The following is a 12,258-nucleotide window of genomic DNA, read 5'->3' as shown; positions in this document are numbered from 1 at the left end:
GGATGCGACGGCTGTCGGCTTTGCACTCTCGGTGGAGGGTGCACGGGGCCAGCGTAACCGTGCTTACCCCGGGGTGGACATGGTGTCCCACGGGGCGGACGGCATCCTGTGTGCGGGGACTCCCGGTAAGGCCCGTTCTTGACCGACACTGTCATGTGTGAGCCAAGGTCGGCATCGACCGATAGTGTTCAGCATTGTCGAACAGCGTTAAGAGGGAGAGGGCCGGGCGATGGCGAAGAACATCCAGTCGCTTGAACGGGCGGCTGCGATGCTGCGACTGCTCGCGGGCGGCGAGCGCCGGCTCGGCCTGTCCGACATCGCGTCCTCGCTGGGGCTCGCGAAGGGCACGGCCCACGGGATCCTGCGCACCCTCCAGGCGGAGGGCTTCGTGGAGCAGGAGCCGACCTCGGGCCGCTACCAGCTGGGGGCGGAGCTCCTGCGGCTCGGCAACAGCTATCTGGACGTGCACGAGCTGCGGGCCCGGGCCCTCGTCTGGACGGACGACCTCGCGCGGTCGAGCGGCGAGAGCGTGCACCTGGGGGTGCTGCACCAGCGGGGCGTCCTGATCGTGCACCACGTCTTCCGGCCCGACGACAGCCGTCAGGTCCTGGAGGTGGGGGCCATGCAGCCGCTGCACTCCACCGCGCTCGGGAAGGTCCTCTCGGCCTACGACCCGGTGGCGCACAGCGAGGTGCTGGAGGTCGACCGGGAGGCGTTCACGCCCCGGACGACGACGGAGCTCCCCGCCTTCGAGTCCCTGCTCGACCTCACCCGGGCCAAGGGCTGGGCGGCGGACGTGGAGGAGACCTGGGAGGGCGTGGCCTCGGTGGCCGCGCCGATCCACGACCGGCGGCGGATGCCGGTGGGCGCGGTGGCTGTCACGGGCGCGGTGGAGCGGCTCTGTCCGGGCGGGGAGCTGCGGCCCGAACTGGTGGCGGCGGTACGGGACTGCGCCCGCGCGGTCTCCCGGGACCTGGGGGCCGGCCGCTTCTGACGCGACCCGGCGCTTCCGACCCGGCCGGGCACCCGTCCCTCCACAACTGAACCCGTACGACCGAACCCGTCGGTAACGATCCCGTTATCGGCGGGTTTTTCGCATCCCGGACCCTTGACGCGCTGTTAACCCGGGGGCAAAACTTCCGTTCACCGGTCGGCATTGCCGAACACCTAACGGCAATCACACGCTAGAGTGTGGCAGTGCCAAGGGCCGGTAACGCCCTCACACGAGGGCGCGGACCACCGGTGGGACCCGGGGTTCGCCTTCCCCTGGACGAAGGACAAAGGAGTCGCGGGTGTCCAGCTCCGACATCTTCCTCGGCGAGACCATCGGTACCGCCGTACTCATCCTGCTCGGCGGTGGCGTCTGTGCCGCCGTCACGCTCAAGAGCTCGAAGGCCCGCAACGCGGGCTGGCTCGCGATCACCTTCGGGTGGGGCTTCGCCGTCATGACGGCCGTCTACATGACGGCTTCCCTCTCCGGCGCCCATCTGAACCCCGCCGTCACGGTCGGAATCGCGATCAAGGACGGGGAGTGGGACAACGTCCCCGTCTACATCGCCGGCCAGATGCTCGGCGCGATGATCGGCGCGGCGCTGGTCTGGGTGGCCTACTACGGACAGTTCCAGGCCCACCTCAGGGACCCGGAGACGGTCGGCGAGAAGCCGGTCGAGGGCCCCGGCCCGGTGCTCGGCATCTTCTCCACCGGCCCCGAGATCCGGAACACCTGGCAGAACCTGGCCACCGAGATCATCGGCACCGTCGTGCTGGTCCTGGCCGTGCTCACCCAGGGCCTCAACGACAGCGGCAAGGGCCTCGGCGTCATAGGCGCGCTCATCACCGCCTTCGTCGTCGTCTCCATCGGCCTCTCGCTCGGCGGTCCGACGGGCTACGCGATCAACCCGGCCCGTGACCTCGGCCCGCGCATCGTGCACGCCCTGCTCCCGCTGCCGAACAAGGGCGGCTCCGACTGGAGCTACGCCTGGATCCCGGTCGCCGGTCCGCTGATCGGTGGCGCCATCGCCGCGGGTATCTACAACATCGCGTTCGCCTGAGCCGTCCTTCTTCCAGACCCCCTTGGAGCACACCGTGACCGACGCACACACGTCCGGCCCCTTCATCGCGGCCATCGACCAGGGCACCACCTCCTCGCGCTGCATCGTCTTCGACAAGGACGGCCGGATCGTCTCGGTCGACCAGAAGGAGCACGAGCAGATCTTCCCGAAGCCGGGCTGGGTCGAGCACGACGCCGCCGAGATCTGGACCAACGTCCAGGAGGTCGTCGCCGGCGCCCTGACGAAGGGCGGCATCGCCGCCTCCGACGTCAAGGCCGTGGGCATCACCAACCAGCGCGAGACCACGCTGCTCTGGGACAAGAACACCGGTGAGCCCGTCCACAACGCCCTCGTCTGGCAGGACACCCGCACCGACGCCCTCTGCAAGGAGCTCGGCCGCAACGTCGGCCAGGACCGCTTCCGCCGCGAGACCGGACTGCCCCTGGCGAGCTACTTCGCCGGTCCGAAGATCCGCTGGATGCTCGACAACGTCGAGGGCCTGCGCGAGCGCGCCGAGGCCGGCGACATCCTCTTCGGCACGATGGACTCGTGGGTCATCTGGAACCTCACGGGCGGCGCCGACGGCGGTGTGCACGTCACCGACGTCACCAACGCCTCGCGCACCATGCTGATGAACCTGCACACGCTGGCCTGGGACGAGAAGATCGCCGAGTCGATGGGGGTCCCCCTCAACGTCCTCCCCGAGATCCGCTCCTCCGCCGAGGTGTACGGCACGGTCAGGGGCGGCGTCCTCGACGGCGTCCCGGTCGCCTCCGCGCTCGGCGACCAGCAGGCCGCCCTGTTCGGCCAGACCTGTTTCGCCGAGGGCGAGGCCAAGTCCACGTACGGCACCGGCACCTTCATGCTGATGAACACCGGTGACAAGATCATCAACTCCTACAGCGGCCTGCTGACCACGGTCGGCTACCAGATCGGCGACGCGAAGCCGGTCTACGCCCTGGAGGGCTCGATCGCCGTCACGGGTTCGCTGGTGCAGTGGATGCGCGACCAGATGGGCCTCATCAAGTCCGCCGCCGAGATCGAGACCCTCGCGTCCTCGGTCGAGGACAACGGCGGCGCCTACTTCGTGCCGGCCTTCTCCGGCCTCTTCGCCCCCTACTGGCGCTCCGACGCCCGCGGTGTCATCGCCGGCCTCACCCGGTACGTCACCAAGGCGCACATCGCCCGCGCCGTCCTGGAGGCCACCGCCTGGCAGACCCGCGAGATCACCGACGCCATGACGAAGGACTCCGGCGTCGAGCTGACCGCGCTCAAGGTCGACGGCGGCATGACCTCCAACAACCTGCTCATGCAGACGCTCTCGGACTTCCTCGACGCGCCGGTCGTGCGTCCGATGGTCGCCGAGACCACCTGCCTCGGTGCCGCCTACGCCGCCGGCCTGGCCGTCGGCTTCTGGCCGGACACCGACGCCCTGCGCGCCAACTGGCGCCGCGCGGCGGAATGGACCCCTCGCATGGACGCCGACAAGCGCGACCGCGAGTACAAGAGCTGGCTCAAGGCCGTGGAACGTTCCATGGGCTGGCTCGAAGACGCATCCGAGGAGTAGATCGACATGACCACCCTGCAGAGCGTCCCTGCCCTTGGGACGCACCCGGCGTCCGGCTCCCTCCCGAGCCGCGCCGAGACCCGGGAACAGCTTTCCAAGGCGACGTACGACCTCCTGGTGATCGGCGGCGGCATCCTGGGCATCTCCACCGCCTGGCACGCCGCGCAGTCGGGCCTGCGGGTGGCCCTGGTGGACGCCGGCGACTTCGCCGGCGCCACCTCCTCCGCCTCCTCCAAGCTCCTCCACGGCGGTCTGCGCTACCTGCAGACCGGCGCGGTGAAGCTGGTGGCGGAGAACCACTTCGAGCGGCGTGCGGTCTCCCGCCAGGTGGCACCGCACCTCGCCAACCCGCTCACCTTCTACCTGCCCGTCTACAAGGGCGGCCCGCACGGCGCGGCCAAGCTGGGCGCCGGCGTCTTCGCGTACTCCGCCCTGTCCGCCTTCGGCGACGGCGTCGGGCACCTGCTCTCCCCCGCCAAGGCCGCGCAGGACGTGCCGGAGCTGCGGACGGACAACCTGAAGGCCGTGGCCGTCTACGGCGACGACCAGATGAACGACGCCCGCATGGCGCTGATGACGGTCCGCGCCGCGGTCGACGCCGGGGCCACCGTCCTCAACCACGCCGAGGTCACCGGCCTGCGCTTCACCCGCGGCCGGGTCACGGGCGCCGAGCTGAAGGACCGCACCAGCGGCGACGAGTTCGGCGTCACCGCCCGCCTCGTGCTGAACGCGACCGGCCCGTGGGTCGACCACCTGCGCAAGATGGAGGACCCGAACGCGGCCCCCTCCATCCGGCTCTCCAAGGGCGCGCACCTGGTCCTCAAGCGGACCTCGCCGTGGAAGGCCGCGCTGGCCACCCCGATCGACAAGTACCGCATCACCTTCGCCCTCCCCTGGGAGGACATGCTGCTCCTCGGCACCACCGACGAGGAGTACGAGGGCGACCCCGGCCAGGTCGAGGTCACCGAGAAGGACACCGCCCAGATCCTGGACGAGGCCGCCTTCTCCATCCGCGACCAGCAGCTCTCCCGCGATCTGATCACCTACTCCTTCGCCGGTCTGCGGGTGCTCCCGGGCGGTCCCGGCGACACCTCGAAGGCCAAGCGCGAGACGGTCGTCACCGAGGGCCGCGGCGGCATGCTGTCGGTGGCCGGCGGCAAGTGGACGACCTTCCGTCACATCGGCCGTACGGTGATGAAGAAGCTGGAGGCCCTCCCGGGCCACCCGCTGGGCGACGACTACGAGTCGGTCTCCACGCTGCCGAAGCGGCTCCCGCTGCCCGGCATCGCCAACCCGAACGCGGTCGCGCACCGGCTGCTCTCCGACGGCCCGGCGCCCGGCCCGCGGATGGCCGCCGACACCGCCAAGCACCTGGCGACGCACTACGGCTCGCTCTCCTTCGACATCGCCCGCATGGCGAACGAGAACCCGGAGCTCGCCCGGCGGATCCACCCGGACGCGCCGGAGATCTGGGCGCAGGTCGCCTACGCCCGCGACCACGAGTGGGCCGAGACGGCGGACGACGTCCTGCGCCGCCGCACGACGCTGACGATACGAGGCCTGGCCACGGACGAGGTCCGCGCCGGGGTCGAGTCCATGCTGCGGAAGTAACTCCGCGGTTCTCGGGGGCGGTTCCTCTTGGAGGGGCCGCCCCCGAGGCGTGCCATGCTCCGTCCACACGGCCGCAACACTCCGCGCGCAGAGTGGACGCATGAAATTCCAGGTCCTCTCGATCGTCCCCCACTCCCCGCACCCGCTCACCGGCGAACTGCCCTCCGCCGCAGACCGGTTGGAGCAGGTCGTCACGCTCGGCGAGACCGCCGAGCGCCTCGGCTTCGACGCGTACGCGATCGGCGAGCGCCACGCGGGCCCGTTCCTCTCCTCGGCGCCGACCGTGCTGCTCGCCGCGCTGGCGGCCCGTACGACCCGGATCCGTCTGCTCACCGGCGTCACCGTCGTCGCGATCCTCGACCCCGTCCGGGTCGCCGAGGACTACGCCACCCTCGACCAGCTCTCGCGCGGCCGGCTCGAACTCGTCGTCGGCAAGGGCGCGGAGGCCGGTCACTTCGACCTCTTCGGCCTGGACGAGGAGCGGCAGTGGGACCTCCAGAAGGAGAAGTACGAGCTGCTGCGCCGCCTCTGGTCGGAGGAGGGCGTCGACTGGGAGGGCGAGTTCCGGCCTCCGCTGAAGAACGTCACCACGGTGCCGCGCCCGTACGCCGGTCCGCCCCGGATCTGGCACGGCTCGGCGACCAGCCTCAACTCCCCCGAGCTCGCGGCGAAGCACGGCGATCCGCTGTTCACCGCCAACGCGATCCAGCCGAGGGAGGCGTACGCGCGGCTCATCGCCCACTACCGCGAGAAGTTCGAGGAGTACGGGCACGACCCGGCCCACGCGCGCGTGGCGGCCGGTTCGGGCGGGCTGCTCATCGCCGACACCACCGAGCAGGCGGTCACCCGCTACCGGGACCTGTACGAGGCGAAGGTCCGGCAGAGCTTCCGACCGCATCTGGAGGGGAAGGCCGGCTACAACACCCCGTTCCGCACGATCGAGGACGCGATCGCGGGCGGACCCCAGTTGATCGGTTCGCCGCAGCGGATCATCGACAAGATCCTCGGCTACCACGAGCACTACGGGCACGACCTCCAGTCCATCACGGTCGACGCGTTCGGCCAGTCCACGGCCGAGCAGACCGAGACGCTCCAGCGCTTCGCCGAGGAGATCGCGCCGGTCGTGCGGAGGGAGGCGCCGAGCACGCTCTGGGAGGAGTGAGACCGCCGTGTGCGGAGGCGAGTTCCTGGGTAGTCGATCAAGGCCGCACGGGTTTTCGGGGACGTCCGGGGGCTGCGGACGGACCGCCGGAAAGCCGTAAGGTTGGTCCGTACGACAGGAACTTCGAAAAGGAGGCGCTGGGTGATCGAGCTCGAGGGGGTACCCGAGCTGATCGACCCGGTCATGGTGGCCGCGTTCGAGGGCTGGAACGACGCCGGCGACGCCGCCTCCACCGCGGTCGCCCATCTGGACCGGGAATGGAAGGGCGAGGTGTTCGCGGCCCTCGACGCCGAGGACTACTACGACTTCCAGGTCAACCGGCCGACGGTCTTCCTGGACAACGGCGTCCGGAAGATCACCTGGCCGACGACCCGGCTCTCCGTGGTCCGGATCGGCGGCGACAAGCCGCGTGACCTGGTGCTCGTGCGCGGGATCGAGCCGTCGATGCGCTGGCGCTCCTTCTGCAACGAGCTGCTCGCCTTCGCCCACGAGCTGGGGGTGGAGATGGTCGTGATCCTGGGCGCGCTGCTCGGGGACACCCCGCACACCCGGCCGGTCCCCGTCAGCGGGGTGACGTCCGATCCGGACCTGGCGCGGACGATGGATCTGGAGGAGACCCGGTACGAGGGTCCGACGGGCATCGTCGGCATCCTCCAGGAGGCGTGCACGCACGCGGGCGTGCCGGCGGTGAGCCTCTGGGCGGCGGTGCCGCACTACGTGTCGCAGCCGCCGAACCCGAAGGCGACGCTGGCGCTCCTCAACCGCCTGGAGGACCTGATCGGTCTGCGCATCCCGCTGGGCGAGCTGCCCGAGGACGCGCGGGCGTGGCAGCTGGGCGTGGACCAGCTGGCCGCCGAGGACAGCGAGGTCGCCGAGTACGTGCAGACCCTGGAGGAGGCGCGGGACACGGCGGAGCTGCCGGAGGCCTCGGGCGAGGCGATCGCCCGCGAGTTCGAGCGCTATCTGCGGCGGCGTGAACCGGGCACCGGGCCCGGGGGCGGCCCCGGGGTGGCGACGGAGGGCGGCGACTCGCCGTTCCTGCGGGACCCCGGGAGCGGCCGGCCGAGGCCGCCGAAGCCGGAGCGACCGGCTCAGGCTCCGGCTCCGGGTCCGGAGTCGACACCGCCGGACTCCGTACCGGAGCCCGGTGCCGAGCCCGGTGCGGAGCCGGGTCCCGGAGGGACCGCCGAGGGATCCGCCGACGACTCGTCCGACGAGAGCGGGAGCGGCGACTCCGAGAAGTAGACAGCGGTACGGGAGGGGTGCCCGGGGGCGCCCCTCCCGTTCGCGTGTCGGGGCGTCAGGGCGTCAGGGTCGCGGAGTCGCCCGTCAGCCGGGGCGGCCGGGGCCGCCGGGCCTCCGGGGCGAAAAAGCGACCGCCCCCGGACTTCGTCAGGAAGTCCGGGGGCGGTTGCGCACGAGCGAGTCACCCCGCAGGGCTCGCTACAGGGCGACACCCAGGAGCGCGTCGACGGCGCGCGAGACGAGACCGGGGGCGGACTCGTCGGTGCCGCCCTCGGCCGTCTGGAGCGCGGCCCAGCGGTCGACGGCGGCCAGGGCGGCCGGGGCGTCGAGGTCGTCGGAGAGGGCCTCGCGGAGCTCCTCGACGAGCGCGTCGGCGGACGGGCCGTCGGGGCGGGAGACCGCGGCGCGCCAGCGGTCGAGGCGCTCCACGGCGTCCTGGAGGACCTGGTCGGTCCACTCCCAGTCGGCGCGGTAGTGGTGGGAGAGGAGCGCGAGCCGGATGGCGGCCGGGTCGACGCCGTCCCGGCGCAGGCGCGAGACGAAGACGAGGTTGCCCCGGGACTTGGACATCTTCTCGCCGTCCAGGGCGACCATGCCGGCGTGGACGTACGCCTTGGCCATGGGGAACTCGCCGGTGAGGGCCTGGGCGTGGGAGGCGCCCATCTCGTGGTGCGGGAAGATCAGGTCGGAGCCGCCGCCCTGCACGTCGAAGCCCATGCCGAGGTGGTCGAGGGCGATGGCGACGCACTCGATGTGCCAGCCGGGGCGCCCGGCGCCGAGGCTGGCGCCGTCCCAGCTCGGCTCGCCCTCGCGGGCGGCCATCCACAGCATCGGGTCGAGCGGGTTCTTCTTGCCGGGGCGCTCCGGGTCTCCGCCGCGCTCGGCGGAGAGGTGGCGCATCAGCTCGGTGGAGTAGTTCGAGACCTGACCGAAGTGCGGGTCGGCGTCGACGGAGAAGTAGACGTCGCCTTCGAGTTCGTACGCGGCGCCGGAGTCACGGAGCCGCTCGACGAGCGGGACGATGCCCGGTATGGCCTCGACCGCGCCGATGTAGTGCTGCGGGGGCAGCATCCGCAGGGCGGTCATGTCCTCGCGGAAGAGGGCGGTCTCCCGCTCGGCGAGGCCGACCCAGTCGATGCCGTCACGGATGGCGCGCTCCAGCAGCGGGTCGTCCACGTCCGTCACGTTCTGGACGTAGTGCACCTGCCGCTTGGTGTCGAGCCACACGCGCTGAACGAGGTCGAACGCGTTGTAGGTCGCCGCGTGACCCATATGGGTCGCGTCGTACGGCGTGATGCCGCAGACGTAGATACGGGCGACGGGGCCGGGGGCGAGGGTGACTCGTCCGCCGGTCGCGGTGTCGTGGATCCGGAGGTCGCGGCCCTTGCCAGGAAGGGCGGGGACCTCAGAAGCGGGCCAGGCATGCATGACCCGAGCGTAACCGGACAGGTGTTCCGGATACGAACCGGATCCGGGATCTTGACCGATTAGGCGCTCTTGCGGGTCGGAGGCGTGCGTGCATACCCCCCAGGGGTCCAGACCCGCCCGGCGTGTGATGGCCGAATCTTTTCGGTCTGTTCGCGCCAACCGGAAGGCCGGGGCCGGGGCCGGAACCTCGGCCTCAGACCGGCGGCCAGGGGATCGGCGGCCACAGCCCCGAGGGCTCCGGGTGCCGCCCGCTCGCCCGCAGCGCGGCCACGCGGACGCGTACCGCCGCCACCTCGGCCCCGGTCAGCAGTTCCGCCAGACGGGTCGCGAGCGGCCCTCCGGGCGCCAGGGAGCGGTCGAGGCCGTCGAGGACGGCGGCCGACTCGGCGGGCAGCTCCTCGCCGGCCCAGCCCCAGAGGAGCGTCCGCAGCTTGTCGTCCACGTGGAAGCTGACCCCGTGGTCGATGCCGTACAGGCGCCCGTCGGGGGCCGGCAGCAGGTGTCCGCCCTTGCGGTCGCCGTTGTTGATGACGGCGTCCAGGACGGCGAGGCGGCGGAGCTCCGGGGTGTCGGCGTGGACGAGGAGCGCGGTGCGGTCCTCGGCGATCTGGGCGGGCCCGACGGCCTTCCAGCCCTCCCCGGCCTCGTCGTCCTCGGTGAGGGCGAGGAGCCGCGCCTCGGGGTCGGCCTCGATCCACAGCTGGACCATGCCCTCCCCGTAGGGGCCCTCGCGGAGCACCGTCGGCGGGATCAGGCCCCAGCCGGTGGCCTCGGAGATCTCGTACGCGGCGACCTCGCGCTGCGCGAGGGTGCCGTCCGGGAAGTCCCACAGGGGCTGCTCCCCCGCGACCGGCTTGTACACGCAGGCGGCCTCACGGCCCTCGTACGCGACGGAGCAGTAGAGCACGGCGTTGGACGCCTCGCCGACCCGGCCGCGCACGGTCAGCTCACCGTGGGCGAGCAGCTCGGCGGCCGACAGGGTCTCGGGGCTGCTGCTCATGCTCCGCGGCGGTATCCGTTCTGGCGGGGGCAGACGTGCCCCTCGGGGTCGAGCGGCAGGCTGCAGAGCGGGCACGGCGGCCGGCCGGCGTTGACGACGTCCAGGGCCCGCTTGGCGAAGGACCGGGCCTGGGCGCCGCTGAGCCGGACGCGGAGCATCGGCGGGCCGTTCTCCTCGTCCTGGAGCAGCCGCTCCTCGGCCTCGGCGAGGTCCTCCTCGGATTCCACGTCGAGCTCGACGAGCGCCTGCGCCTCGACGATCAGGCGCTGCTCCTCGCCGTCCCAGGCGAGCGCCATGGTGCCGACCCGGAACTCCTCCTCGACGGGGGCGTCGAGCGGGGCGGTGTCCGCGATCTCGGCGGGCGCGATCGAGGGGACCGGGGCGTTGCCGCCGGTACGGCGCACGACCTCGTCCAGCAGCTCGTCGATGCGCTCGGCGAGCGCGGCGACCTGCGCCTTCTCCAGGGCGACGCTCGTGACCCGGCCGCTCGCGGACGCCTGGAGGAAGAACGTACGACGGCCAGGCAATCCGACCGTACCGGCCACGAAACGCTCCGGTGGGTCGTAGAGGAACACCTGACGCGACACGTTCCCGGCTCCCTAAGGTCTCGACAGTCGTACGACAGCGGCGCGTCCACCCTACTGCGCGAAGGGATCACGGTGCGCCCGCACCACCCCCGACCTCCGCCGCACCACTGCTGTCGGGAGCCTCTCGGGGGACGAGCCCGGCGAAGTCGCCGGTGTCGCCGAGCCGGAGGAGGAAGGGCCGCAGACGCGTGTAGCGGATGACGGTGACCGAGCAGGGGTCGACGTGGATGCGCTGGAAGAGGTCGAGGTGAAGGCCGAGGGCGTCCGCCACGATCGACTTGACGATGTCCCCGTGGGAGCACATGACGTACGTCGCGTCCTCGCCGTGCTCGGCCTCGATCCGGGCGTTCCAGTCCCGTACGGCCTCGACGGCGCGGGCCTGCATGGCGCGCATGGACTCGCCGCCGGGGAACGCGGCCGCGGAGGCGTGGGCCTGGACGATCTCCATGAGGGGTTCGTCGCTCAGCTCGGCCAGCTTGCGGCCGGACCAGTCGCCGTAGTCGCACTCGCTGATCCGCTCCTCGACGTGGAGCGGGAGCTCGGGGCGGGCGTCGAGGAGCGGCCGCAGGGTTTCGCGGCAGCGCTGGAGGGGACTGGAGACGGCGGCGGCGAGCGGAACGCCCGCGAGCCGCCCGGGGAGCGCGGCGGCCTGCGCCGCACCGCGCTCGTCGAGCGCGACCCCGGGCATGCGCCCGGCGAGGACTCCGGAGGTGTTGGCGGTGGAGCGTCCGTGCCGGACGAGGATCAACGTGGCCATGCCGGCCAGCCTAGGGGGTGTCCTGGCGATCAGGCCGGGCTCGCGGCGCCGTCCACGCGCGCGTGGACGGCGGGGAGAGGGTGGTGCGGGCACGCGCGCGTGCGTGGTCGGGGACGGCGGGGGAGAATACGGCGCGTGATCGTCGACTCAGCCATCTACCGGGACGGGCGCCGGACCCCCGGGCCCGCCGACCTGTCCGACGCGCTGGACGAGGCACGGGCGACGGGGGACGCCTTTCTCTGGGTGGGACTGCACGAGCCGTCGGAGGCCGAGTTCGCCCATGTCGCCTCGGAGTTCGCGCTGCACCCGCTGGCCGTCGAGGACGCCCTGAAGGCCCATCAGCGGCCCAAGCTGGAGGTCTACGACGACTCGCTGTTCGTGGTGCTCAAGCCGGTCGTCTACGAGCCGGAGAGCGACCGGGTCTCCTCCGGCGAGCTGATGCTGTTCGTCGGCGACTCCTTCGTCGTGACGGTCCGGCACGGCGAGGGAGCCGCGCTGGCGGCGGTGCGCACCCGGCTGGAGGCGGAGCCGGCGGTGCTGAGGCACGGGCCGACGGCGGTGCTGTACGCGGTGAGCGACGCGGTCGTGGACCACTACCTCGACGTGGCGGGCGAGCTCCAGGTGGACCTGGAGGAGCTGGAGGCGGACGTGTTCGCGCCGACCGGCGGCACCGCGTCGAACACCGCGGAGCGGATCTACACCGCGAAGCGGCAGGTCCTGGAGTTCCGGCGGGGGGGGGGGCCCCCGGGGGGGGGGCGCGCCCCCCGGGGGGCCCGGGGGGGGGCGGGGGGGCCCCCCCCCCCCCCCCCCCCCGGAACCCGCGGGCCCCACCCACAGCGGGGGGGCCACA

The 12,258-nt window shown here is 72.1% G+C and carries 11 protein-coding genes; 7 read left to right on the top strand and 4 right to left on the bottom strand.

Going from position 1 to position 12,258, the window contains the following annotated elements; all coding sequences use genetic code 11:
* The first annotated feature begins 229 nt into the window (after positions 1-229).
* The 6 genes from ACFC0G_RS26905 (at position 230) to ACFC0G_RS26880 (ending at position 7,636) form a co-directional block, all read left to right on the top strand.
* Positions 230-994 carry an IclR family transcriptional regulator gene (locus tag ACFC0G_RS26905; RefSeq protein WP_376407553.1) on the top strand — a complete coding sequence of 255 codons (765 nt, stop codon included), beginning with the start codon at positions 230-232 and terminating at the stop codon, positions 992-994.
* A 298-nt stretch (positions 995-1,292) separates the two neighbouring features.
* Positions 1,293-2,051, top strand: a complete 759-nt coding sequence (locus ACFC0G_RS26900) for an MIP/aquaporin family protein (protein ID WP_376407551.1) — start codon at positions 1,293-1,295, stop codon at positions 2,049-2,051.
* A 34-nt stretch (positions 2,052-2,085) separates the two neighbouring features.
* Entirely contained in the window at positions 2,086-3,618 is a 1,533-nt protein-coding gene (gene glpK / locus ACFC0G_RS26895; protein ID WP_376407549.1) for a glycerol kinase GlpK, read from the top strand.
* Between the two features lie 6 nt (positions 3,619-3,624).
* Positions 3,625-5,229 (top strand): FAD-dependent oxidoreductase, encoded by a 1,605-nt coding sequence (locus ACFC0G_RS26890; RefSeq protein WP_376407547.1) that lies wholly within the window; start codon positions 3,625-3,627, stop codon positions 5,227-5,229.
* 100 nt (positions 5,230-5,329) lie between these two features.
* Positions 5,330-6,391, top strand: a complete 1,062-nt coding sequence (locus ACFC0G_RS26885) for an LLM class flavin-dependent oxidoreductase (RefSeq protein WP_376407545.1) — start codon at positions 5,330-5,332, stop codon at positions 6,389-6,391.
* A gap of 141 nt (positions 6,392-6,532) precedes the next feature.
* Complete coding sequence (locus ACFC0G_RS26880) at positions 6,533-7,636, top strand: PAC2 family protein (protein WP_376407543.1); 1,104 nt, start codon at positions 6,533-6,535, stop codon at positions 7,634-7,636.
* 198 nt (positions 7,637-7,834) lie between these two features.
* Here ACFC0G_RS26880 and mshC read toward each other — a convergent pair whose 3' ends face one another.
* From mshC to ACFC0G_RS26860, 4 genes are all read right to left on the bottom strand, one after another.
* Complete coding sequence (mshC, locus tag ACFC0G_RS26875) at positions 7,835-9,064, bottom strand: cysteine--1-D-myo-inosityl 2-amino-2-deoxy-alpha-D-glucopyranoside ligase (RefSeq protein ID WP_376407541.1); 1,230 nt, start codon at positions 9,062-9,064, stop codon at positions 7,835-7,837.
* Between the two features lie 193 nt (positions 9,065-9,257).
* Positions 9,258-10,064 (bottom strand): SCO1664 family protein, encoded by an 807-nt coding sequence (locus ACFC0G_RS26870; protein WP_376407539.1) that lies wholly within the window; start codon positions 10,062-10,064, stop codon positions 9,258-9,260.
* On the bottom strand, positions 10,061-10,651 hold the full coding sequence (locus ACFC0G_RS26865; RefSeq protein ID WP_376407537.1) for a DUF3090 domain-containing protein: 591 nt from the start codon (positions 10,649-10,651) through the stop codon (positions 10,061-10,063). The genes ACFC0G_RS26870 and ACFC0G_RS26865 overlap by 4 nt, the downstream gene beginning before the upstream one ends.
* A 67-nt stretch (positions 10,652-10,718) precedes the next feature.
* Complete coding sequence (locus ACFC0G_RS26860) at positions 10,719-11,408, bottom strand: histidine phosphatase family protein (RefSeq protein WP_376407535.1); 690 nt, start codon at positions 11,406-11,408, stop codon at positions 10,719-10,721.
* 135 nt (positions 11,409-11,543) lie between these two features.
* Between ACFC0G_RS26860 and ACFC0G_RS26855 the strand changes: the two genes are divergently transcribed.
* A partial coding sequence (locus ACFC0G_RS26855; protein ID WP_376407532.1) for a CorA family divalent cation transporter occupies positions 11,544-12,258 on the top strand: 715 nt, incomplete at its 3' end.

The organism is Streptomyces sp. NPDC056169 (genome assembly GCF_042268445.1).
Classification (GTDB): domain Bacteria; phylum Actinomycetota; class Actinomycetes; order Streptomycetales; family Streptomycetaceae; genus Streptomyces.
The sequence above is the reverse complement of the archived record's forward strand: the minus strand, read 5'-3'. Positions and strand labels throughout refer to the sequence as shown.

What these genes read in the sequence shown, in the direction of transcription:
- ACFC0G_RS26860 (WP_376407535.1), bottom strand. Translation starts at nt 11,408, where the DNA reads ATGGCCACGTTGATCCTCGTCCGGCACGGACGCTCCACCGCCAACACC.
- ACFC0G_RS26890 (WP_376407547.1), top strand. Translation starts at nt 3,625, where the DNA reads ATGACCACCCTGCAGAGCGTCCCTGCCCTTGGGACGCACCCGGCGTCC.
- mshC (WP_376407541.1), bottom strand. Translation starts at nt 9,064, where the DNA reads ATGCATGCCTGGCCCGCTTCTGAGGTCCCCGCCCTTCCTGGCAAGGGC.
- ACFC0G_RS26905 (WP_376407553.1), top strand. Translation starts at nt 230, where the DNA reads ATGGCGAAGAACATCCAGTCGCTTGAACGGGCGGCTGCGATGCTGCGA.
- ACFC0G_RS26885 (WP_376407545.1), top strand. Translation starts at nt 5,330, where the DNA reads ATGAAATTCCAGGTCCTCTCGATCGTCCCCCACTCCCCGCACCCGCTC.
- ACFC0G_RS26870 (WP_376407539.1), bottom strand. Translation starts at nt 10,064, where the DNA reads ATGAGCAGCAGCCCCGAGACCCTGTCGGCCGCCGAGCTGCTCGCCCAC.